This window comes from Amycolatopsis rhizosphaerae (genome assembly GCF_007713715.1).
Taxonomy (GTDB): domain Bacteria; phylum Actinomycetota; class Actinomycetes; order Mycobacteriales; family Pseudonocardiaceae; genus Amycolatopsis_E; species Amycolatopsis_E rhizosphaerae.
Genome location: NZ_VJWX01000012.1, coordinates 1 through 21202, shown reverse-complemented (window position 1 = coordinate 21202; position 21202 = coordinate 1). Strand labels below are relative to the sequence as shown.

General features: G+C 70.2%; 24 protein-coding genes and 2 pseudogenes. 13 read left to right on the top strand and 13 right to left on the bottom strand.

Annotation, left to right across the window (positions count from 1 at the left end; all coding sequences use genetic code 11):
* Nucleotides 1–15: 15 nt before the first annotated feature.
* Nucleotides 16–498: a MarR family winged helix-turn-helix transcriptional regulator gene (locus tag FNH05_RS02710; protein ID WP_186382340.1), complete on the top strand. Its 483-nt coding sequence runs from the start codon at nucleotides 16–18 to the stop codon at nucleotides 496–498.
* A gap of 25 nt (nucleotides 499–523) precedes the next feature.
* On the opposite strand, the gene FNH05_RS02705 is transcribed toward FNH05_RS02710, so the two are convergent.
* Nucleotides 524–1420 (bottom strand): SDR family NAD(P)-dependent oxidoreductase, encoded by an 897-nt coding sequence (locus FNH05_RS02705; RefSeq protein WP_144585649.1) that lies wholly within the window; start codon nucleotides 1418–1420, stop codon nucleotides 524–526.
* Between the two features lie 54 nt (nucleotides 1421–1474).
* Here FNH05_RS02705 and FNH05_RS02700 point away from each other — a divergent pair, with 54 nt between their 5' ends.
* The gene (locus tag FNH05_RS02700; RefSeq protein ID WP_144585648.1) at nucleotides 1475–2122 is read left to right on the top strand and encodes a TetR/AcrR family transcriptional regulator; all 648 of its coding nucleotides are present in this window, start codon (nucleotides 1475–1477) and stop codon (nucleotides 2120–2122) included.
* 36 nt (nucleotides 2123–2158) lie between these two features.
* On the opposite strand, the gene FNH05_RS02695 is transcribed toward FNH05_RS02700, so the two are convergent.
* Nucleotides 2159–2560, bottom strand: coding sequence for a carboxymuconolactone decarboxylase family protein (locus FNH05_RS02695; RefSeq protein WP_186382339.1), 402 nt, complete (start codon nucleotides 2558–2560; stop codon nucleotides 2159–2161).
* A 124-nt stretch (nucleotides 2561–2684) separates the two neighbouring features.
* On the opposite strand from FNH05_RS02695, the gene FNH05_RS02690 reads away from it, so the two are divergent.
* Nucleotides 2685–3581: a LysR family transcriptional regulator gene (locus tag FNH05_RS02690; protein WP_186382338.1), complete on the top strand. Its 897-nt coding sequence runs from the start codon at nucleotides 2685–2687 to the stop codon at nucleotides 3579–3581.
* Between the two features lie 14 nt (nucleotides 3582–3595).
* Here FNH05_RS02690 and FNH05_RS02685 read toward each other — a convergent pair whose 3' ends face one another.
* Genes FNH05_RS02685 through FNH05_RS02670 form a run of 4 tightly spaced genes read right to left on the bottom strand, consistent with a single transcriptional unit; the run spans nucleotide 3596 to nucleotide 5354 of the window.
* The gene (locus FNH05_RS02685) at nucleotides 3596–4006 is read right to left on the bottom strand and encodes a VOC family protein (RefSeq protein ID WP_144585645.1); all 411 of its coding nucleotides are present in this window, start codon (nucleotides 4004–4006) and stop codon (nucleotides 3596–3598) included.
* 10 nt (nucleotides 4007–4016) lie between these two features.
* Nucleotides 4017–4187, bottom strand: coding sequence for a hypothetical protein (locus FNH05_RS02680; protein WP_222426494.1), 171 nt, complete (start codon nucleotides 4185–4187; stop codon nucleotides 4017–4019).
* Nucleotides 4188–4218: 31 nt separating this feature from the next.
* Complete coding sequence (locus FNH05_RS02675; protein ID WP_144585644.1) at nucleotides 4219–4674, bottom strand: iron chaperone; 456 nt, start codon at nucleotides 4672–4674, stop codon at nucleotides 4219–4221.
* A 59-nt stretch (nucleotides 4675–4733) separates the two neighbouring features.
* Nucleotides 4734–5354, bottom strand: coding sequence for a VOC family protein (locus FNH05_RS02670; RefSeq protein WP_144585643.1), 621 nt, complete (start codon nucleotides 5352–5354; stop codon nucleotides 4734–4736).
* A gap of 154 nt (nucleotides 5355–5508) precedes the next feature.
* Between FNH05_RS02670 and FNH05_RS39080 the strand changes: the two are divergent.
* A pseudogene (locus FNH05_RS39080) lies at nucleotides 5509–6525 on the top strand (MFS transporter); the annotation flags it as partial.
* Between the two features lie 35 nt (nucleotides 6526–6560).
* Here the strand turns inward: FNH05_RS39080 and FNH05_RS02660 are convergent.
* A complete protein-coding gene (locus tag FNH05_RS02660; RefSeq protein ID WP_144585642.1) occupies nucleotides 6561–7610 on the bottom strand; it encodes an AraC family transcriptional regulator in 1050 nt (349 codons plus the stop codon).
* Between the two features lie 124 nt (nucleotides 7611–7734).
* Here FNH05_RS02660 and FNH05_RS02655 point away from each other — a divergent pair, with 124 nt between their 5' ends.
* A complete protein-coding gene (locus FNH05_RS02655; protein WP_144585641.1) occupies nucleotides 7735–8211 on the top strand; it encodes an anthrone oxygenase family protein in 477 nt (158 codons plus the stop codon).
* Nucleotides 8212–8223: 12 nt separating this feature from the next.
* On the opposite strand, the gene FNH05_RS02650 is transcribed toward FNH05_RS02655, so the two are convergent.
* A complete protein-coding gene (locus FNH05_RS02650; RefSeq protein WP_144585640.1) occupies nucleotides 8224–10188 on the bottom strand; it encodes an AfsR/SARP family transcriptional regulator in 1965 nt (654 codons plus the stop codon).
* 106 nt (nucleotides 10189–10294) lie between these two features.
* On the opposite strand from FNH05_RS02650, the gene FNH05_RS02645 reads away from it, so the two are divergent.
* A complete protein-coding gene (locus FNH05_RS02645; RefSeq protein ID WP_144585639.1) occupies nucleotides 10295–11173 on the top strand; it encodes an alpha/beta fold hydrolase in 879 nt (292 codons plus the stop codon).
* Between the two features lie 50 nt (nucleotides 11174–11223).
* Here the strand turns inward: FNH05_RS02645 and FNH05_RS02640 are convergent, their stop codons facing one another.
* A complete protein-coding gene (locus FNH05_RS02640) occupies nucleotides 11224–12129 on the bottom strand; it encodes a 5-oxoprolinase subunit C family protein (protein ID WP_144585638.1) in 906 nt (301 codons plus the stop codon).
* The gene (gene pxpB / locus FNH05_RS02635) at nucleotides 12126–12737 is read right to left on the bottom strand and encodes a 5-oxoprolinase subunit PxpB (RefSeq protein WP_144585637.1); all 612 of its coding nucleotides are present in this window, start codon (nucleotides 12735–12737) and stop codon (nucleotides 12126–12128) included. The genes FNH05_RS02640 and pxpB overlap by 4 nt, the downstream gene beginning before the upstream one ends.
* A gap of 275 nt (nucleotides 12738–13012) precedes the next feature.
* Between pxpB and FNH05_RS02630 the strand changes: the two genes are divergently transcribed.
* From FNH05_RS02630 to FNH05_RS39075, 3 genes and pseudogenes are all read left to right on the top strand, one after another.
* Nucleotides 13013–13720 carry a GntR family transcriptional regulator gene (locus FNH05_RS02630; protein ID WP_144585636.1) on the top strand — a complete coding sequence of 236 codons (708 nt, stop codon included), beginning with the start codon at nucleotides 13013–13015 and terminating at the stop codon, nucleotides 13718–13720.
* 123 nt (nucleotides 13721–13843) lie between these two features.
* A pseudogene (locus FNH05_RS02625) lies at nucleotides 13844–14041 on the top strand (alpha/beta hydrolase); the annotation flags it as partial.
* Nucleotides 14039–14398: an MmyB family transcriptional regulator gene (locus tag FNH05_RS39075; RefSeq protein WP_246127469.1), complete on the top strand. Its 360-nt coding sequence runs from the start codon at nucleotides 14039–14041 to the stop codon at nucleotides 14396–14398. The pseudogene FNH05_RS02625 and the gene FNH05_RS39075, both read left to right, overlap by 3 nt.
* Here FNH05_RS39075 and FNH05_RS02620 read toward each other — a convergent pair.
* Nucleotides 14361–15080 carry a hypothetical protein gene (locus tag FNH05_RS02620; protein WP_144585635.1) on the bottom strand — a complete coding sequence of 240 codons (720 nt, stop codon included), beginning with the start codon at nucleotides 15078–15080 and terminating at the stop codon, nucleotides 14361–14363. The genes FNH05_RS39075 and FNH05_RS02620 overlap by 38 nt on opposite strands.
* Nucleotides 15077–15643, bottom strand: a complete 567-nt coding sequence (locus FNH05_RS02615) for an RNA polymerase sigma factor (RefSeq protein ID WP_144585662.1) — start codon at nucleotides 15641–15643, stop codon at nucleotides 15077–15079. Before FNH05_RS02615 ends, FNH05_RS02620 begins: the two co-directional genes overlap by 4 nt.
* Before the next feature lie 316 nt (nucleotides 15644–15959).
* On the opposite strand from FNH05_RS02615, the gene FNH05_RS02610 reads away from it, so the two are divergent.
* The 3 genes from FNH05_RS02610 (at nucleotide 15960) to FNH05_RS02600 (ending at nucleotide 19322) form a co-directional block, all read left to right on the top strand.
* Nucleotides 15960–16190, top strand: coding sequence for a hypothetical protein (locus FNH05_RS02610; RefSeq protein WP_144585634.1), 231 nt, complete (start codon nucleotides 15960–15962; stop codon nucleotides 16188–16190).
* Between the two features lie 215 nt (nucleotides 16191–16405).
* Nucleotides 16406–17485 carry a hypothetical protein gene (locus FNH05_RS02605; RefSeq protein ID WP_144585633.1) on the top strand — a complete coding sequence of 360 codons (1080 nt, stop codon included), beginning with the start codon at nucleotides 16406–16408 and terminating at the stop codon, nucleotides 17483–17485.
* Nucleotides 17486–17561: 76 nt separating this feature from the next.
* A complete protein-coding gene (locus FNH05_RS02600) occupies nucleotides 17562–19322 on the top strand; it encodes a hypothetical protein (protein WP_246127463.1) in 1761 nt (586 codons plus the stop codon).
* Nucleotides 19323–19348: 26 nt separating this feature from the next.
* Here FNH05_RS02600 and FNH05_RS02595 read toward each other — a convergent pair whose 3' ends face one another.
* The gene (locus FNH05_RS02595) at nucleotides 19349–20230 is read right to left on the bottom strand and encodes an oxidoreductase (RefSeq protein ID WP_144585632.1); all 882 of its coding nucleotides are present in this window, start codon (nucleotides 20228–20230) and stop codon (nucleotides 19349–19351) included.
* A gap of 65 nt (nucleotides 20231–20295) precedes the next feature.
* Here FNH05_RS02595 and FNH05_RS02590 point away from each other — a divergent pair, with 65 nt between their 5' ends.
* Nucleotides 20296–20880: a TetR/AcrR family transcriptional regulator gene (locus FNH05_RS02590; protein ID WP_144585631.1), complete on the top strand. Its 585-nt coding sequence runs from the start codon at nucleotides 20296–20298 to the stop codon at nucleotides 20878–20880.
* Nucleotides 20881–21202 lie beyond the last annotated feature (322 nt).

The following is a 21202-nucleotide window of genomic DNA, read 5'->3' as shown; positions in this document are numbered from 1 at the left end:
GGCTGGGAGGAAGAGTTGTCAAGTCGCGCCGAGGTCATCGCCCGGCTGACCGAACTCATGCGGGGCGCCTCGACGTACCGGCTGCTCATGCACCAGGTGATCGCGGACCGGCTCGGCCTCATCATGACGGACCTGAAGTGCCTGGACGCGGCCCGCGACGAGCCGCGCCTCACCCCGAGCCGGCTGGCCGAGATCACGGGCCTGAGCACGTCGGCGACGACCGCGGCCCTCGACCGCCTGGAGCGCCGCGGCTTTGTCCGGCGCATCCGCGACGAACACGACCGGCGCCGCGTGTTCGTCGAGTCGACCGGACAGCACGAGGCGGAAACGGCACGGCTGTTTTCGCCGCTGGTCGCCGCGACCACCGCGATCCTGGACAACTACACCGACGAGCAACTGGCGTTCATCACCGACTTCCTCGAACAGCTCAACGCCGCCAACGCGCAGCTCATCAGGCAACAAAAGGCCGAGGGCGGCTCGATGCCGAGGGGCCGTTGACGCGGTTCGGTGTTATGGGGTCGCGTCACGGCAGCGTCCGAGCGCTGTAGGTGCGCGTGGCTTCCTTCGGAAAGTGGCGGCGCAGGTTGGCGGCGGTGATGCGGTCGAGCGTGCGGTCGGACAGCATCCGGGTCATGCGGGTGATCAGGGCGGCATCCCGGCCGATGGTGTAGCGGGTGCGCGGTCTGCGGGTCGTCACGGCCTTCGCGATGACCCGGGCGGCGGCGTCGGCGGTCACGCCCGACGCGGTGCCCGAGGCCATCAGCGCGTTGGTCGCCCGGATCAGACCGCCGTAGCGCTCGTCCTGCTCCGGAGTCATCCGGGCGGCCAGGTCGTTCGCCGTCGCGATCCCGCGGGAGGCCATCTCCGTGCGGACGCCGCCGGGCTCGACCACGACCACCTGCACGCCCAGCGGAGCGACCTCCCGGCGGAGCGAATCGCTGACTGCCTCCAGGGCGAACTTCGCGCCGGCGTAGGCGCCATACGTGGCCATGGCGACCTTGCCGCCGACCGAGCTGATATTGATCACGCGCCCCCTGCCGCGCAGCAGCGCGGGCAGGAGCGCCTGGGTGACGGCGATGTGGCCGAACAGGTTGACTTCGAATACCCACCGCCATTGCGTCATCGGCAGGGCTTCGACCGGGGCGTTCACCTGGATACCGGCGTTGTTGACGAGCGCGTGCAGCACGCGCGGGTCTCCGGCGACCCGCGCGGCGAGTGCCTCCACCTGCTCGGGCTTGGTGATGTCGAGGATGACCGGCTCGATGCCGGTCGATCGGATGGCGTCGGCGTCGCGGTCGCGTCGCACGCCGGCCAGGACGTGGAATCCCTGGCGAGCCAGTTCGCGGGCGGCTGCCGCGCCCATGCCCGTGGAGGCTCCGGTCACGACGACCAGCTCCCGGAATTCAGTTGACGGTGTCATCTCAATGACGCTAACCCCTTTGAGATGACACCGTCAACTCCTACGATGGCCGTCATGGTCACCCGTGCGGAGTCCGCCGCCGCCACCCGCCGCGCTCTGCTCGACGCGGCCGCCGAACTCCTCGACCTCGGCGGCCCCGAAGCGGTCACCCTGCGCGAGGTGGGCGCACGGGCAGGTGTGACACGGGGAGCGCCGTACCGGCACTTCGCGGACAAGGAAAGCCTGCTGACCGCCGTCGCGGCCGAGAGCTGGGAAAGGATCGGCGACCAGGTGCACGCACTGCGGACCGACCCGGCTCTGTCGGCCTCCGAGAAGCTGCGCGGCGCCCTCCGCACCCTTATCGGCGTCGGCCGGGAGCAGCCCCACCTCTACCAGATGTTGTTCAGGCAGCACGGACACCGTTCCGTGCAACGCGGTGAAGGACTCGATCGCGTCCTGCGCCAGCTGTGCGGACCGACGGGCGACCCGGCCGCGGCCGACCGCGCGGCCGACCGCTTTCAGGACGAGTTCCTGGCCGTCGTCGCCGCCTTCGTGGGGGACCGGAACGCACCGCATTTCGGCGCCCTGCTGCTGACCAGCGCCCACGGCATCGCGAGCATGGAACTCGGCGGCCACCTCGGCACGGACAGGTGGCGCACCACCGCCGACGAACTCGTCGACACCCTCGTCCGCATGGTCGCGGACGAGGGTGAGCCGACCTAGCAACGCGCCCGCGCCCTCGCCCGCCCCGCGATCGGGTCAGGACAGGTTCTGGACCGGCGGGAGACCGCGTTCGGTGAAGACCTTCTTCGCCACCAGCGTGGCGTTGATCGAGCGCGGAATCCCGGCGTAGACGGCCGAGTGCAGCAACGCCTCGGCGATCTCGGTGGTGGTGAGACCGACGTTCAACGCGCCGTTGACGTGTACGTCGAGTTCGATCTCGCAGCCGCCGAGTGCGGTGAGGACGCCGAGGGTGACCAGTTGCCGGTCGCGCGGCGACAGTTCGGGGCGGGCGTACATGTCGCCGAACGCCCAGGCGACCACCTGGTGGCCGAGCTCCGGCGAGACGGCGGCGAGTGAGTCGACCACCCGCTGTCCGGCTTCGCCGTCGACCTCGTTCAGCACCTTCAGGCCGTGCTCGTAACGATCTCCGCGATTCATGGGTTTCTCCCGGTTCCTGGGTTTGTGTTCGGGTTTGTGTTCTGTCGCCAAGTCTTGCCCATCGCGCCGCACTTCCCCCGTTGAAGGCATGGGAAGCTATGTTTTCGATGCTTCGGAGGCATGGATGGAACTGAGACTGTTGGGCTACGTGGTCGCGATCGCCGAGGAGGGGAGCATCAGCGGGGCCGCGCGCCGCCTGCACCTGACACAGCCGACGCTGAGCCGTCAGCTCCGTGAGCTGGAACGACGGCTCGGGACGGCGCTGTTCGAGCGCGAGGGCAGGGGGCTGGTCCCCACACCCGCCGGGGAGGCGCTGGTTTCCCGGGCCGGAAGAGTGCTCGCCGAGGCGCAGGCCGCGCTGGAGGAGGTGCGGCTCGCGGGCGAGGGCCTGGCCGGACGGTTCACGGTGACGTTCGCCGGTTCGGGGATCAACGGTCCGCTGGGCGGCGTGCTCGGCCGGTTGCGGCGTGAGATGCCCCGTGTCGAGTTGCGTTTGGTGGAGAGCTTCAACGACGCCGAGATGTCGGACGGCGTTCTGGACGGCCGGTTCGACATCGCCGTCCAGCGCCTGCCGTCACGCGATGGGCGCCTGGCCGTGCGGGCCTGGTGGCGCGAGCCGCTCAGCCTGTTCCTGCCCGAGGCGCATCCGCTGGCGCACCAGCCCGGCCCGGCCCCGCTGACCGCGCTCGGCCAGGTGCCGCTGGTGGTGTGGCCGCGCGAGGTTTCCCCGCATTCGCACGACGAGATCCTCGCACTGTGCGACCAGGCAGGCGTGGCCCCGCGCATCGGCGCGGAGGGCCGCAGTGTGCAGACGGTGCTGGCACTGGTCGCCGCCGGCTTCGGCGCGGCGGTGATGTCGGATTCCCACCGCGCGCTCCGGCGTGTCGGCGTCCGCGCACGGCCACTGGAGGGCACGTCGACGACCCTGCACCTGGTCTGGCGTGCGGCCGACCGGAACCCACTCCTGAAGCGCTTCCGAGCCGTACTCGGAGCAGTGGAACCCGAGGAGGCCAGCCCCTGACCTTCGCTGACGGCTCAGCGCAGTTCTCGGATGCGCACCAGGTTTCCGGCCGGGTCGCGGAAGGCGCAGTCGCGCATTCCGTACGGCTGCTCCATCGGTTCCTGGACGACCTCGGCATCCGCGGCCTGGATCTTGTCGAAGGTGCCGTCGAGGTCGGGGGTGGCCAGCAGGATCCAGCCGTAGGTGCCCTTGGCCATCATCTCGGCGATGGTGCGGCGCTCGCTGTCGGTGATGCCGGGGTCGGCGCCCGGCGGGGCCAGGAGGATGGACGTGCCGGGCCGGCCCGCGGGGCCGACCGTGATCCAGCGCATCTTGCCCTCGCCGACGTCGCTGCGGACCTCGAAGCCGAGGATGTCGCGGTAGAAGGCCAGCGAGGATTCCGGGTCGTCGTGCGGGAGAACGGTCGTGTTGATGGTGAGGTCCATGGCGGTCACGCTAGCCGCAGCCGTCTTGCCCGTCGGACAGGTGCACGCTGCGAGTCGGCTCCTCGACCTCCGGCGGCTGCGCGTACTCCCGGTCGATCCGGTCCCGGACGCGGCGCAGCCGCGCGAGGTCGTTCAGGCGCTGCGCCGCGGTGAGTGCGCGCCCCCACGAGGGATGACACATCCCGGAACTCCTTCCGTCGTTGTGGGGCGGGTCAGCTCACTGCCTGCTTGACGAGGGCGGCGATGCGGGCTTCCACTTCGGGGGTCATCTTCGTGAGGGCGAAGGCGGTGGGCCACATCGCGCCGTCGTCCAGCTCCGCCTGGTCGCTGAAGCCGAGCGTGGCGTAGCGCGCCTTGAACTTCTCGGCGCTCTGGAAATGGCAGACGATCTTGCCGTCCAGCGCGTAGGCGGGCATCCCGTACCACAGCTTGGGTTCGAGCGCGGGGGCGTTCGCGGTGACGATGGCGTGCACGCGCTCGGCCAGGGCGCGGTCCGAGTCCTGCAGTTCGGCGATCTTGGCGAGCACCTCCTCCTTCGCTTCCGCCGCCTTGTCCGCGCGCGACTTGCGGCCCGACTCCTTCTTCATCTCCCGGGCGCGGTCCTTCATCGCGGCCCGCTCCTCGGCGGTGAATCCCTCGTAGGTGCTGTTCTTGCCGGTGCGGCTCATGGCCGATTCCTCTCCAGGGTCGTGCGGCACAAGGGTGGTGTTCGGTGTCAGTGTCGGTGTCACTGCCGGGTCGACGCGATCGGAGCGGCTTCCCAGGTGAACCCGTCCGGGTCGGTGAACGGACCGGCGCCGCCGATCGCGATCCGGTGCGATCCGCTGCCCTCGGGGGAGACGCCGGCATCCTTGGCGAGCGCGCGGCGCCGGTACAGCGCCAGTTTGACGGGGCCGGACGAGGCGAACTCGACGTACACGCGGCCGAAGCTCTTCGCCACGGTGAGGCCCCGCTCCAGGTAGAACCGCTTGCTCGCGGCCACGTCGGCGACTCCCAGCAGCACGACGGAGTCGATCTGCCGGGTGGCCGGGCCGGTGTCCTTCTTCGCCGAGGTCGCCACCTTCCAGATCGTCCCGTCCGGCGCCTCGACGACCCCGCCGTAGCCCCACATCGACTTCGTGACGGGCTTGAGCGCCGTTGCCCCGGCGCCGAGCGCGGCGTCGATCAGGGCGTTGACATCGGCAGGCTGGGGCACCGTCAGCGACAGGGTGAACCCGCGGAAGCCGGTGGCCGGTTCCTCCGACGCCCGCAGGCGCAACTGGGTGTCCAACCCGAAGGCGTTGGCGTAGAAGCGTTCGGCGGCCGCCGGGTCGGCCACTTCGAGGGTGACGGTGTCGATGGAGGTCATGACAGGAACGCTAGGCGCGACCCGGTGACCGGCGCTTCTTGATTCCTGACCGATCCCGGAGGCCGTGCGCGCCACCCCCGCGTGCTGTCCGGAGTGGACGGTGACGGCGGAATTCCGCCAGCGTTCGGGAGTGATCATTTCTACGGTCACCGGTATGAGAACCGATCTCGCGGCGGAACCCGCACGGGCCGTTGGTCTTCGTGGGCCGGTTGTGCTTTACCTGGCGCTGGCGGCGGCCTTGGCCACGGCGGCGATCTACCCGCTCCAGCCCGCCATCGCCGAGGTGGCGGCGTCGCTGGGATCGTCTTCGACGGCGGTCGGCGCGGCGTTGGCGTGTGGTCCGGTCGGCTACCTGTGCGGGCTCGCCCTGCTGGTTCCGCTGGTCGATCGATTCCCGCCCCGGTCCGTGCTGGCCGCGCAGCTCACGGCCCTGGCGGTCGTGGTTGGGGTGACCGCGGCCGTTACGACGGCATGGCTGCTGGGTTTGTGTGTCCTGCTCATCGGAGCGTTCTCCTCGGCCGGTGCCGGTCTCAGCTCGGTGGCTGGACGCCTGGCCGGCGCGGGCCGCCGTGCGACCGTGCTGGGCATCGTCACGGCAGGGATCTCGGCGGGCATCCTGGCCGGTCGCATCCTCGGTGGCTGGTTGGCCGACACGGTCGGCTGGCGCGCGATGTTGCTGATCTTCGCTGCCGCCTGTCTCGCGATCGCGGGCTCTGCCTTGCTGCTGCTCCCCACGGTGGGAGGGGGTTCGCAGGTCGGTTACTTCTCGGCTCTTCGGTCGATGCCGGGCCTGTACGTGCGCTTCGCGGCCCTGCGGCTGGCCGCGGCCCGGGGCACGGCATGGTTTTTCGCGTTCTGTGCCATCTGGGCGGGACTGGCGGTCGCGCTGTCCGGGGCACCTTTTCACTATCCGGCCGAACGGATCGGCCTGTACGCGCTCGCCGGCCTTGGCGGGATCATCGCGACGCGGGTTTCCGGGGTGCTCACCGACCGGCTGGGGGCGCGCGCCGTGATTCTGCTCGGCCTGACCCTGGCCGGTGTCGCCGCCGCGGTGCTGGGCTTCGTTCTGGGCAGCCCCGCGGTAACGGCCGTCTGCCTGGCGCTGTTCGACGCCGGACTGTTCGCCGCGCAGGTCGCCAACCAAAGCACCGTACTGGCTATCGATCCCCAGGCGCCGGCCCGGTTCAACAGCGCCTACATGATCGTCTACTTCCTCGGCGGGAGCCTGGGCTCTGCCTTCGGTGCCGCGGCGGTGGCCTGGCTCGGCTGGCCGGGAACGGCCATCGTCGCCGTCGCCGCCATCGCGCTCGGCGCGGCGATCACTCTCGCCGCACGGTAGTGCTGAGGGCTGACGCCGTACATGCGCTTGAAGGCGGCGGACAACGCGAAGGCGCTGCCGTAGCCGACCTGGCGAGCGACTGCGCCGATCGTCGAATCCGGTTGGCGGCGCAGGAAATCCGCGGCGAGGGCGAGTCGCCAACCGGCCAGGTAGGTCATCGGCGGCTCGCCGACGGCCTGGGTGAACCGCCGGGCCAGCGTGGCGCGCGAGACGCCGGTTCCGGCCGCGAGGGTGCCCACCGTCCAGGGTTCGGCGGGCTGGTGCTGCAGCAGTCGCAGGGCCCGGCCGACGATCGGGTCGCGGTGCGCGCGGTACCACGCGGGCGCCTCGCTGCCGGGGCGGTCGAACCAGGTGCGCAGCGAAGCGATCAGCAGCACGTCGAGGAGCCGGTCCAGCACGGCTTCCTGGCCTGGCACGTCCTTCACGATCTCCTCGGCCAGCAGCGGGACAAGTGGACTGGACCACTCCGTGTGGGTCGGCACGAGCAGCTTCGGCAGCGCGGCGAGCAGCCGGCTGCTGACTTCGCCCGCCATCCCGTAGGTGCCGGTGAGCAGCACGACCGGGCCGTCGGCGCCGTGACCCCAGGTGCGCACGCCGGTGCCGGTGAGCGTGTCGAGGTGCCCGCCGTCCGGGGTGCGGCACTCCTGGCCGGGCAGGATGACCGCCTGCGGTGGGGTCGCGGGATCGTCGGCGACGAGGTACGGATCGGGGCCGCGGGCGATGGCGATGTCGCCCTCGCCCAACCGCACGGCCTCGCCGTCGTCCGGTACCACCCAGGCTTCCCCGCGCACCACCGCGATCAGCGTTACGGGCGCGCGGTCTTCGATGCGCAGCGACCAGGGCGGGGTGAGCACGGAACGGAGCAGGAACGCCCCGTGCGCGCGGGGGCCGTCCAGGAGCGCCGCGAGGGGGTCCACGCCGTCGAGCGTAGACGGTGAAACATGGATTCGAGCGATTCGGCCATGGAGGGTGTCACTCATCGCTGCTTGGCTGAGTGCCATGACCGTCATCGGATCGAACGGTGCGTCGGGGAGGAGCGCGATGACCGCTGTTTCGACTGTCGTGCTGGTGGCCGCGCTCATCGCGGCCGGGTTGCTCGCCGGGCTTTTCTACGCCTACGCGTGCTCGGTCATGCCGGGGCTCGCCCGTGGCGACGACCGCACGTACGTGGAGGCGATGCGCGGGATCAACCTCGCGATCATCAACCCGGTCTTCATGCTGACCTTCCTGGGCGCGCCACTGGCCGCGGGCGCCGCCGTCGTGCTGCACCTGGCGCCGGACGCGCGCCCGGCGCTGCCGTGGGTGGTGGCGGGTTTCGCGCTGCTGCTGGCGATGCTGGTGATCACCGGAGTGGTGAACGTTCCGCTGAACAACGCACTGGAGAGCGGCACCGGCGACTACGCCGGACTGCGGGCGCGGTTCGAAACGAGGTGGGTGCGGTGGAACCTGGTCCGCGCGGTGGTCTCGACCGGGGCCTTCGGCTGCCTGGTCGTCGCGCTCCTGGCCCGAAGGGGATGAGCCGAGCGCTGCTCACGGCGTGTGGCTCAGGGCGGCGGCGAGGGCGTCGAGGTGATCTTCGACAGGGCCTGCGGTGAGCAGGCCACTGCCCGCCCCGGCCAGTTCCTTCGCGGCAGGGGCGAGTTCGGTGCGGGCGCGCCGCATCGTTTCCCGGTCGCCCAGCCTGATCGCGGCACGGCCGGTGAGGCACCACAGTGCCTCAAACAGCAGATCGCGCGGCGGTTCCGGGACCCGGCGCAGGGCGGCGGCCGCGTCGGCCGGGCGGTCCCGCGCCAGGAGCACGTGCGGGCGCGCCCAAGCCGCGTAGGGGCCCCAGTCGGTGTCGTCGCCGAAATCGGCCGGGAGGCCGTGCCACACCCGCAGGCACAACAGCGCCAACGGAAGCAGGCCGCGCTGCACCCCGGGCATCCCGGCACCGCTCAACTGCGCGGCCGCCTCGCGGAAGGCGGCCTCCGCGGCCTGCGGCGGCCCGGTCGCGGCCGACCGCAGCGCCCGGTACCAGGCGGTGAACACACCGGTCAGCGGGCGTTCGTGCCGTTCGGCGAGCCGGTCCGCCGCGGCGGCGTGCTCGTCGGCGACGGCGAAGTCCGCGAGCCCCGCGCGAGCCTGGACGCGGATGAGATGACCGAGGATTTCGAACGTCACCAGGCCATGCCGGGCGGACAGCGCGACGAGCTCGACGCCGATCCCGTCTCGCTCGGGGGCGAGGCCCGCGCGGTGGAAGGTCTGCATGAACACGCCGTTCAGGGCGAAGGCCAGCAGTGCCGGATCACCCAGCCGTCGCGCGATCCGTTCCGCTTCCCCGGCGGCCTCGGGCCCGCGCGCGGCCCACGTGCCCCGGGACTCCAGCGCGATCGTCGCCAGCAGGCGGGCCCGCGTGGCGTCGTGCGTGCCGGGGCGAAGCGCCGCCAGTGCGCGTTCGGCCGCCGCGACGATCCGCGCCGCCTGCTCCGGATCGTCCGAGCGGGTCCAGATCGCGGGCACGTCGTAGCCCCCGATCACGCGGGCGGTGAGTTCGGGATCACCGAGCCGCTCGGCCGCCGCGATGGTCGCGAACCGCTGTTCGCGCGCCGCTTCGAGCCCGCCGCCCCCGGCGACCGCGAGACTCCGCAGCAGGCCGACCGTCGATTCGAGCCTGCTCTCGGCGCCCGATGCCACCGTACGGTCGTACGCTGCCGCGGTGGCCGCCCAGATTCGTTCCACCTCCGAGGAACCGGGATCGGTCTGGCGGAGGATGCCGGTTTCCAACCGGCTCAGCCGGGGCCCCGGATCGACACCGAGCCGTTCGCGCAGCAGGCCGCGAGCCCGGCGCAGCACCGTGAGCGCGTCCCCTTGGCGGCCCGTGCGGTACAGGGCCGTGGCCAGCAGCCGCCATGCCTCTTCCCGCCACGGGTGTTCGGCCACATGGGCGTCGAGGTCCGGAACGACGTCGGCGGCATGCCCGAGCGCCAGCCGCGCCTCGGCCCGCAGCTCGATCGCGTTGAGCCGCAACTGCTCGAGCCGAGAGCGCTCGACCCGAGCCCACGGCTCGTCCTCCAAATCGGCGAAGGCGGGCCCCCGCCACCAGCTCAGCGCCTCGTCGAGACGTGCGAGGGTCCGCTGTGGCGGCGCGGCGCCCGCCGCGACCACGTCCTCGAACCGCCAGGCGTCCACCGCGCCGGGCTCGGCCCGCAGCGCGTAACCCGGCCCTTCCGTGACCAGCAACCGAGCCGGTGCGCGCGGCGGGCGCTGCGGTTCCAGCGCGCGCCGCAATGCCGCGACGAACGTGCGGACCGCACTCACCGCGCCGGGCGGAGGGGACTCCCACAGGTCCTCCACGAGACGGGCGACCGGCACGACCCGGCCGCGCGCGACGACGAGCCGGGCCAGCAGCGCCCGGTGTTTCGGCCCCTTCACGTCGATGGGCGTGCCGCTGGCGTCCCAGGCCACAACCGGTCCGAGGACACCGAAATGGACACCGAAGAGGACACCGACCACCGAGCGACCCACCTCCCCACCGGGAACTCAACCTAGCGCGCTCATCGGTTGCTCATCCGCGACCGGCACGCTGCGCCAGTCGACCCCGTCAGGAGAGGAAGCAACCATGGCTCTGACCATCCCCGGATTCGAGTACCGGAGCATCACGGTCGACGAGGACGCGACGCTGAACGTGGCCGTGGGCGGTCACGGCAGCCCCGTCATGCTGGCGCACGGCTTCCCGCAGACCCACCTCATGTGGCGCCACGTCGCCGTCGACCTCGCCGCCGACCACACCGTGATCTGCCCCGACCTGCGAGGCTACGGAGCCAGCGGCAAACCCGCCGAACGCGACGCCACCACCTATGCCAAGCGCACGATGGCCCGGGACCTCGTCACCCTCGCCGAACAGCTCGGCCACGAGCGCTTCGCCCTCGCCGGGCACGACCGCGGTGCCCTGGTCGCGATCCGCGCGGGCCTCGACCACCCCGGCACGATCACCCACCTCGCCGCGCTGGACGTCCTGCCGACCCTGGACATGTGGGACGTCCTGCACGGAGCGCGCGCCGCGGTGGCCTTCCACCTCTACCTCATGGCCCAGCCGCCCGGTCTGCCCGAGCAGATGATCAGCGCCAGCGCCGACGCCTTCTTCGGCTACTTCCTCGATGCCTGGGGTGGAAATCCTCGTGCCATCCCCGCCGAGGTGCGCGCCGAGTACCTCAGGGCCTCCCGCGAGGCCGTCCCCTCGATCGTCGCCGACTACCGTGCTTCCGCCGGTATCGACGTCGAACACGACCGGGCCGACCGCGCCGCCGGAAACCGGCTGGCGATGCCGGTCACCGTCGTCCAACAGGACTGGGGAGCGGCACTCGGCTACGACGCCGCCGCACTCTGGCGCGCCTGGGCCCCGGACCTGGAGCACACGACGACCTCCGCGGGCCACTTCATGGCGGAGGAAGCACCGGACGAGATTGTCAAGGCGTTGCGCGCCCTGCTCGCCCGCTAGGGCGCGTGCGCCGAAAGGACCCCAGTCGAGCCGGGCTGCCGGACGCTGACTCAGACCGCGGCCGCCCCGGGCACGTTCGCGGCGTGGCGCCGCAGCGAACCGGGCACGAGGCGGAACGAGACGGACTGGCCTGGACGGGCCTGGGCCATCACCGGCAGGTCGTCCGTCAGCACGACGCCGATCACCGGGTATCCACCGGTGACCGGATGATCCGCGAGGAACACCAGTGGCTGGCCCGAGGGGGGCACCTGGATCGCGCCCGGCACCATGCCTTCACTGAGCAGCTCGCCCCCGCGAGAGCGGGGCAGCGGCGGACCCGCCAGGCGCGCTCCGACCCGGTTGCTCTCCGAGGTCACCTCGTAGGTGGCCGTGGACAGGATCCGCAACGCTTCCGGCCCGAACCAGTCATCGCGCGGGCCGGACACGACCCGGACGATCAGTCCGAACCCGGCGGGATCGGGCACCGGCGCGACCTCCACCGCGGGCAGCGGCCCGCACATGTCGTGGCCGACGGGCAGCACATCGCCTTCGCGCAGTGGCGACGGCCCCAGTCCCGCCAGCAGGTCCGTCGACCGCGACTCGAGGATCTTCTCCACCCCGATCCCGCCGCGCACGGCCAGATAGGTGCGCAGCCCGGTGGACGGCGTGCCCAGCGCCAGCTCCGTGCCCGGCCATACGGTGAACGGGGCGTTCATCGCCTCACCCCGGCCGTTGCGCCGGATCGGGCAGGGCGCGCCGGTCACCGCCACCCGTGCCACCTGCCGGAACCGCAACACCAATCCACCGAAGGTGGTTTCCAGAACCGCGGCACCGTCGAAGTTGCCGACGAGCCGGTTGGCCAGTGCCGCCGATCGCCGGTCGGCCGCCCCGGACCGGCCGACGCCGAGCGCGGCCAGCCCCGGACGCCCCAGGTCCTGCACTGTCGTCAGCGGCCCCGGCCGCACCACCTCGATCATCGGGTCTCCCGGAAGCGGACGCGGGTGCCCGGCCGCAGCAGGGCCGGTGGGCGTCGGGCCGGGTCCCACAGCGGGACCTCGGTCCGGCCGATCAGCTGCCAGCCACCGGGCGATGACCGCGGATAGACGCCGGTGAACTCACCGGCGATGGCGACCGCCCCCGCAGGCACATGCGTCCGGGGAATGGCCCTCCGCGGCAGGTGCAGTTGCCGGTCCAGCCCGGTCAGGTAACCGAACCCGGGAGCGAACCCGCTGAACGCCACCGTGTACTCGGCGGCGGTGTGCAGTTCGACGACTCCGTGCTCGCCGAGGCCGGTGTGCTCGCCGACCTCGGCCAGGTCGGCCCCGTCGTAGTACACCGGGATCTCGACCAGTTCACCGCGCACCGCCTCGGCGGGCACCGGTTCGGTGCCCGCCAGCAGATCGGCCAGCTCCTGCGCCGGGATCACCGCCGGATCGAAGCACACCAGCAGGGTGCGCGCCGCCGGCACCAGTTCTGTTACGCCCTCGGGGAGGCGGTCGGACAGCGCGGCGTAGAGGCCGAGCACGGCGTCGATTCCGTCGACGTCGACGAGCAGCGCTTCGCTACCGCATTGCAGGATGTTCATGCGAAGCTCCGCACCTCGAGTCCCGCCGACACCAACGTGGTCCGGGTGGTGGCCTCGGTTGAAGCGGTCATCACGGGTCCAATCGCAGGGGTAAGGTAATCCATGAAGTTAGGGATCGTTGAACGATCCGTCAATGTTCTTGGGGAACATGAGAGAGGTCCAGGAGCGTTTGGATAGGCTTTTCGCAGGACAAGTCCCAGGTTGGACCGTGGTTCGGGCCATTGGCCAAGTTTTCGTCACGCGGTCCGGCCCCTGACAAACCGGAGGCCCCCCGAGTGAGCATCGACGCCGAGTCCACGGACTCGACCCTCAGCACTGGTCTCGAAGCGGATCGCCTCCTGCTCGGCCGCACGAGCACCGCCGAACGGCTGGCCGACATCCTGCGTTCGCGGATCACGGAGGGCTTCTTCGAGCCCGGCAGCAGGCTGTCGGAGGAGGCGATCGGCGGTGCACTGGGTGTCTCGCGGAACACGCTACGCGAGGCGTTCCGGCTGCTCACGCACGAGAAGCTGCTGGTACACGTGCTCAACCGGGGTGTTTTCGTGCGCCGGCTCTCGGCCGAGGACGTGATCGACCTGTACCGGGTGCGCAAGCTGGTGCAGTGTGCCGTGCTCCGGGAGATCACCAGCCCGCCGGGGGACAGGCTGACGGAGGTGGAGGCCGCGGTCGCCGAGGGAGAGGACGCCAGGAAACGTCAGGCGTGGCGTGAGCTCGGTACCGCGAACATGCGCTTTCACCAGGCGCTGATCAAGCTCGCGGGCAGCCCCCGGGTCGACGAGTTGGTCCGAGGTCTCCTCGCCGAGCTGCGGCTGGTGTTCCACGTGATGACCGACCTGAAGCCCTTCCACGAGCCTTACCTCGAGCGGAACCGGGAGATCCTGCTGGCGCTGCGCAGCGGCGACGGCGCGGCCGCGGCGCGGCTGCTGGCCGGGTACCTGGACGATGCGGAGCGGCAGCTGGTCGAGGCTTATCGCGCCATGTGAGCCCGAGAGCGCTCCCCGGAACCGGGGTGCTGCCCCACCCCGTCCGTCCGCGATCGCCAGTATGACCACGACATCCAGAGCGTCCGTCACCAGCGCGGACAGCAGTATCGCGAGGAACAGCCTGTCGCCGACTACCGTGCTTCCGCCGGTATCGACGTCGAACACGACCGGGCCGACCGCGCCGCCGGAAACCGGCTGGCGATGCCGGTCACCGTCGTCCAACAGGACTGGGGAGCGGCACTCGGCTACGACGCCGCCGCACTCTGGCGTGCCTGGGCCCCGGACCTGGAGCACACGACGACCTCCGCGGGCCACTTCATGATCGCGTTCCGGGAGCAGACCGGGCCCGCCTGTCGAGGTCTCACGTCAGCGACCTTCGTGCCACCTACTCCCGGCCGCGCCGAAGACGATCGGATCACCGAGCTGGTCAATGAGCTCGCGGCGAACAGTGCGGAGTTCCGGATGCTGTGGGACCGGCACGACGTGGCCGTCCGGCGCACCGATCTGAAGGGTGTCCAGCACCCCACGGTCGGGCTGATCCGGCTGCGTTGCCAGGTGCTCGTGACGCCCGAGACCGGTATCCGGATGCGAATCCTTCTGCCGCTGGAGGACACGGATGCCGCCGACAAGCTCGAGCTCCTCAGCGGAAGGAGCCTTCGATCACCTGTCCGTTTTTGAGGGTGGCCCGGATGCGGCTGGTGTCGGACTGGTCGCTTCCCTCCATGGACTTGGTCCTCGCGAGGAAGGTGCCGTCACGCAGGATCGCGGGGGTCACCGAGTTGTCCGGTCCCACCAGCGACACGGCGATCACGTCGCTGGTCGCGATTCCGAAGTAGACGGCTTCCGGGGCGGAGTAGTTCGTGTTCAACGGGGCGAGGTAACCGAACGGACGCGCTGCGGTGAGACGGCTGTACACGTCACGCGTGTTGCCGCTGTCCTCCATGAGCATCGTGCCCTTGCCGTTCTTGAGGAAACAGAGCACCGCGTATTCGTCGTTGCGGATCGCCAGGAAACCATTCGCCGAGTCGACGTCAAGCCGGGCGCCCGCCCGCCAGTTGGGGGCCGGCGGGAGCCGCTTGTCGCGGGCCTGGACGCACTCGTTGACCAGTTGCGCGTCCCCCGCGGAGCTGGCAGCGGGCACCGCCTCGCCCTGGTCATGGCCGCGAAGCTGAGGGAGCGCGATCGCAATCCCAGCGGCGAGTACAACCACCGAGGCAGCCACGGCCAACGGTGCCCGCATCGTCCGGAACCAGCCGCCGGAAGCCCGCGTCTCCAACTGCGGCTCAAGCTCGTCCCACAACCGATCCCGCAGGCCCTCGGGCATCGGTCGCCACTCCGGTAGGTCCGCGGTCTCGTTCATCGCCCCTCCTCGGCTGTCGTATCGATGCCCGCGCCAGTGTCACTCAGAAAACCTCGCAGCTTACTGCGGGCACGGGAAATCCGCGCCCGCACGCTCACCTCGGCGATCCTCAGCACCTCGGCGGCCTCGGCCGTGGACAGCTCACCGAGCAGGCACAGTTCGACGGCTCGCCGCTCCCCATTGGGCAGCTTGCCTACGGCGTCGAGCACCATGCGCAGCCGGCGGTCCGCGTCGGCCGCATCAGCCACGTCGTCGGCATGGTCAGGCGTGGTGTCGTTGAGCGGAATCCGCGTCAGCATCCGGGAGAACCGGCCCAGCCTGCGGTACTCGTGGCGGACCAGGTTGCTGGTCACGGTGAACAGCCACGGCCGCGCGCTGGAGTTGACCAGTATCAAGTCGGACAGCTTCTGCCACGCGGTGAGAAACGTCGAGGACGTGAGGTCCTCGGCCGATGCCCACGAGCCGGTCAGCCGGTAGGCGTAGTTCCACACGGCCTCGGCATGCCGCTTGTACAGCTCGCCGAACGCGGCGCGATCCCCGCGTGCTGCCTGCTGCCACAGCATCTGGTCGTCACTCGGCGGAGGACCGTGGGGGTCCGCGTCACCGCCCTGTCCGGCACGCGTGTCTGGTCGCCGCACCCACTCTCCAGCCGTCGTCTCCGGACGTGTTCCCGCTTCACTCGACAGTGTCACAAGCCCTCGAGACACTTGTTCGTTGTCATGCCTTCTACGTTCCCGATGGCCCCGCCGGCGTTGCGTCCGATCCGAAGGTCGCGGCTTTCCGTCTTCACTGGACACCGTGACGTGGGTCGCTGACGCAACGCTCGCGGGCCGATCGGGAACACAACCGGGCATGACGACAAAAAAGTGGACTCCCTCCTTGGCCGTGGCAGCCGCGATCGCCACGCTCGCCGCCGGTGGCGCGGTGGCGAACGCGTCGATTCCCGGCTCGGGCTCGACCGTCAACCCGGCCGTGGGCAGTGCGGTCCGGTCGGCGGTCCAGACCTCCGATGACGAGATCACGACCAGCGACGTGACCGCCGTGTCACTCGTGGATGTCCAAGTCACCCTCGAAAACGGACCGGTGAGCGAAGGTCCCTCCCGAGGCTGATATCCGACACGGTTCGCGAAATGATCCCCTTCACACCGAAACGCAATGGCTCTGTCCGGGAAGACGCTCCCGACCAGCCGCTTTACCTGACCCGTCCCGTTGGCCAACCTTCGGAAGGGCCGGCTCCGACCGGTCCTTACCCGGAACAGGGGCAGCACGGGAACCAGCTGTGGCCCTCGCGCCTGGCCCGCCTCCGCAGGCTCGCCCTGCCGGCCGTGATCGTGTTGACCATCCGGGCTCTGGGCCTGCTCGTCACCTGGGTCATGTGCGCCGCCAACCACCGCCCCTTCGACTTCCAAGCCTGGGACGGCTACTTCTACCTCGGCATGGCCGACTACGGCTACGGCGGGTTCGACCCGTCCGTCACCTACGACTTGCAGGGCGAATACTTCCCCTACGCGCCGATGGCGTTCTTCCCCGGCTACCCCCTCGTCGTGCGCCTGTTGGGTTTGCCCTTCGGTGGGCACCTCCTGGCTGTCGCGCTCACCGTGTCCCTCGCGGCGTCGATCGCCGCGGGGTACGGGGTGGCGCGCCTCGCCCAGCACGCCGGGGCCGGGCGGCGCGGCCAACTGGCCGCAGTCGCACTCACCGCCGGGGCGCCCATGTCCGTGGTGTACTCCCTGCCCTACCCCGAGGCGCTCCTGGTTGCGCTTGCCGCCTGGACCCTCGTCGCCATCCTTGAACAACGCTGGATCCTGGCCGGGCTCGGCGCCGCGGCGGCCGGACTCACCTCACCCATGGCAGGCCCGCTGATCCCGGTGGTCATGGCGGCCGGGTTGGTCCACCTGTTCCGCGCCCGCACGCACCGGATCGCGGCCGCGGTCGCGGTCGTGGTCGCACCACTTGGAATGCTCGGCTACCTGCTGTGGGTGAGTCTGGCCTCCGGCGTGCCCGGCGGGTATTTCGGGATCACCGAGCGCGGGTGGGGTAACCGCGTCGACTTCGGCGTGACCACCGCCCGTTGGGTGCTCGACATGCTGACCACCTCGCGGGAGGTGTTCCCGGTGCTGACCGCGGTCGTGATCGTCGCGGTCGTCATCGCCACCGTGCGGACCCGGATGCCGTGGCCGGTCTGGCTCTACACCGCCGGCAGCGTTGCACTGGTCGTCGCGCACTCCGGGATCATCCACGACCGGGTGCGGCTGCTGCTGTCCGCGTTCCCGCTGCTGATCGTCGCCGCGATCCGGCTTTCCCGCCGGCGCGGGCGCACGACAGCGTTCGTCGTGGGCGGTGTGGTGCTGGCCGGGCTGTGGTTCGGCGCCTATTCGCTCGCCGTCTGGCCCTCCAGCATCTGACGCGGAAGCACCGAAGCGAACGAAACATTTTCCGCGAAAAACTCGACCGCCCCTGCTTTGCGGAGGATCACTCTTCATGACGATGACCGTGTCCGGTGCGGACGGCATTGACGTAGCGCCGGAGAAATCGGATGAAAAAAAGCCGCGGGCGAACTGGCGCACCAGCCTGCCCTGGCTTTCGGTGGCCGGCGGGACGGCACTGATCGCCTTGCATGCGATACGTTACGGCGGCTGGCTGGTGGACGACGCCGCCATCACGTTCGCCTATTCCCGTAGCGTCTCCGAGGGGCTCGGTCCAGTGGTGCAGGCGGGCGCGGCTCCGGTGGAAGCCTATTCCAACCCGACCTGGCTGGTCCTGCTGGCAGCCGGACGGCTACTCGGGCTGTTCGATCACGGCACTGTTTTCGGGCTACCCGATTACATTCTCTTCCCCAAAGCGCTCGCCTTACTTTGCTGCGCCGCGATTCTCGTGGCCGGTCACCTGGCCGCGCGCCGGGTGACGAAGCACGCCTGGCTGGTGACGTCGCTGTTCGGGGTCACGCTGGCAGCGATTCCGTCCTTCGTGATCTGGTGCTTTTCGGGGCTGGAGAACTCCCTTTACGCGCTGGTGGTCTTCTCGTTGGCGGTACTGTTGTTCCGCGCCGTACTGGACCACCGCTTGTCGTCGGCACGGGTCGCGCTGGCGGCCGGTGGGCTCGCCGCTTTCGCCGCACTGACGCGGCCGGAAGGTCTCAGCTACGGCGCCGCGTATCCCGTGGTCGTCCTGCTCTGGCTACGCAGAACCACTATCCGTCAGAGCCTGCGTCATATCGGGCTTTCCGTCGGCGCCTTCGCGCTTCTGACCGGCACCTATATCTGCTGGCGATATTTCGAGTTCGGCCGCCTGCTGTCGAACCCGACGGTGGCCAAGGGACAGGACGCTCCCGGAATCGAGGCCCTCACCCGGATCGGTGAACTGGTCGGCTATGCCGGTGCGCTCGCCGTGCTCGTGCTCGCTTCAGTCGTCGGGCTCGCGCTGACCAGGACGGTTCAGTGGCGACGGGGACTCGTCGCGCTGCTCGTACCCCTTGCCATAGCTCTGGCCGATTACGCGGTGCTGAAACCCGACTGGATGGGGGTGTATCGCTTCGCGACCCCGGTCTGGGCGCTCGGTGCGCTGATCAGCACACTCGCCGCGGTCGAAGTAGTGCGCCAAGCCCGTCCCCGCACCCGCGCACTGCTCGCGGCGGCGCTGGCCGTCGCGACGATCCCGTCAGCCGTGTCGTTCGCGGGTCAATCCGAGCAGTTCGCAGCGGCCCCGACCTTCCCGGCCTGTGCCGTCGCCGACCGCTACGGGAGAATATTCAACGCCTACGCCGACCTGGCAGGCGTCCGTCAGGGTTCCCTGCTGCTGGCTGATCTCGGCGGATCCTCGATGACCAGCCGGTTGCACCTGATCGACCTGGGTGGGCTTGGCGACTCCAGGATCGCCGACTACATCCATGACAACGACGCGGCAGGCCTGCGCGACTACGTGTTCGACGAAGTCAAACCGACCTTCATCACCACCCACACGCACGGGAGCGGCTTCCATCGAATACCGGTCGATCCACGCCTGGCCCGAGACTACGACCAGGTTTTGGACTCACCGGACGTGGAGGGTTTCCCCGGTGGTGATTGGATTCGCAAGGACGCGGTGCCCAGCCCGGCCGTCCTTGCCGAACTCCGTGCCTACGCGCTACGGAACACGGCGCGGGTCGACCGTGCCATGAACATGTCGAACCTCACCGCGCCGGGCTGGACGAACAACTGCGGTCCCACTCTCCGTCCAGGCCAAACCCGCCTCAGCCTCGGCTGACCACTGCTTCCCGTGAGGGGACTCGGCTACACCGTGGAGTGGATGCCGGTGAGCTGTTCCGAGGTCGCCCAGAGACGGCGTGCGAGGTCCGGATCCTGTGCGGCGGCGGAGCGGTCGATGAGCTGCGGGGCGCCGCGCAGGTGTGCGAAGTGGCTGGGCCCGGTGAAACTGTTGCCGGGGATGTCGCCCACAGCGGCGTAGAGCACCGGGAGCGCGCCGTCGTCGGCGCCTTGAGCCAGCAGTCGGAACGCAAGCGCCCAAAGCCGATCGACCGGGCGCCGGGGCCCTGGGTGCCGGTAGATGTTCGTCTCGACCAGACCGGGGTGCGCCGCGTTCGCCAGAACGCCCGAGCCGGTGGCGGTCAGCCGGCGTTGCAGTTCCGCGGTGAACAGCAGGTTGGCCAGCTTCGAGTCGTTGTAGGCACGGCTCTGCCGGTAGGGCCGTGCGCGCCAGTTGAGGTCGTCGAAGTCGAGGTGAGCCAGGCGTTCGGCCCCCGAGGCCAGCGTCACGATCCGGCCGGTGATGTGCTCCAGCAGCAGCGTGGTCAGAGCGAAGTGGCCCAGGTGGTTGATGCCGAAGGTCGCCTCGAAGCCGTCGGCGGTGCGACTCAGCTCTCGCATCGAGACACCGGCGTTGTTGATCAGCAGGTCGATCGGGCCGGTCCAGGAGGCGGCGAAGGCGCGCACGGAGTCCAGGCTGGCGAGGTCGAGTTCGCGCACTTCGGTGCGGCCGGGCGTGTCGGCAGCGGCTGCGGCGCCCTTGTCGGTATCGCGCACGGCGAAGACGACACGGGCACCGGCCGCGGCCAGGGCGTGTGCCGTGGCCAGTCCGATACCGCTGTTGGCGCCGGTCACGATCGCGGTCGTGCCGGACAGGTCGGGGATCTCCGCAACGCCAAAAGTAGTCATGAGCAACAATGTAGGCACTGACTACAATGTTGTCAACGACTACATTCGCTGTTAGGATGTGAACCGTGGAAGATCGCGCGTATCACCATGGCCGCCTGCGCGGCGTGCTGCTCGACGAGGCCGAGCGCGCGCTGCGCGAGCACGGCGTCGAGCGCCTCTCGCTGCGTGACCTGGCACGCCAGGCCGGTGTCAGCCACGCCGCGCCCCGCCGTCACTTCGCGGACCGGCAGGCGCTCCTGGACGCCCTCGCCGAGACAGGATTCACGCGCCTGGCCGACGAGGCGCGCGCGGCGATCGATGCCGCCGGCACGGACCACCGGGCGCGGTTGCTCGGCGCGGCCACGGCATTCGTGCAGTTCGCGATCGAGAACGCGGCGTTGCTGGAGTTGATGTTCTCGAGGAAGAACGGTGAGCCGCCCGCCGCCCTTCGGGAGGCGTCCACACGTCTGTTCACCACGATGGGCACCGTGATTCGGGACGCACAGGAAGCGGGCACGCTGCCCGCACGCGATCCAGAACGTCTGCAACTGCTGTTCGCCGCCACCCTGCAGGGCATCGCCGTGCTCGTCACGTCGGGCCGGGCAAAGCCCGGACAGGCCGACATGCTCGTTGCCGACGCGATCGACTTGTTCGTCTCGGGTCAACGCTGAGCGTTCCGCTCCGGCCGTGGTGGCCGGAGGTGGGAGGGCTCCTCGGTCAGGCCCGGGGCAGTCGGCGACGCATGACGACGGACGTCACCCCGGCGCAGGCCAGGGTGACGGCACCGGCTGCGAACACGCACACGAGAGCGCTCCCCCGAACCCGGGTGCTGCCCCGCCCGTGGGTCCGGCGCGTGAGTGTTGGCCGTGAAGGGTCCCTTCACAGGCGAATCGACCGTGAAGACATCCCTGGGTTTTGGTTGTCAAGCGGCGGTTTGCTGGTGTTGGTGGTGTGTCCAGGCGGTGGTTTCGTTGTAGGGGGTGTGGGTTTTGA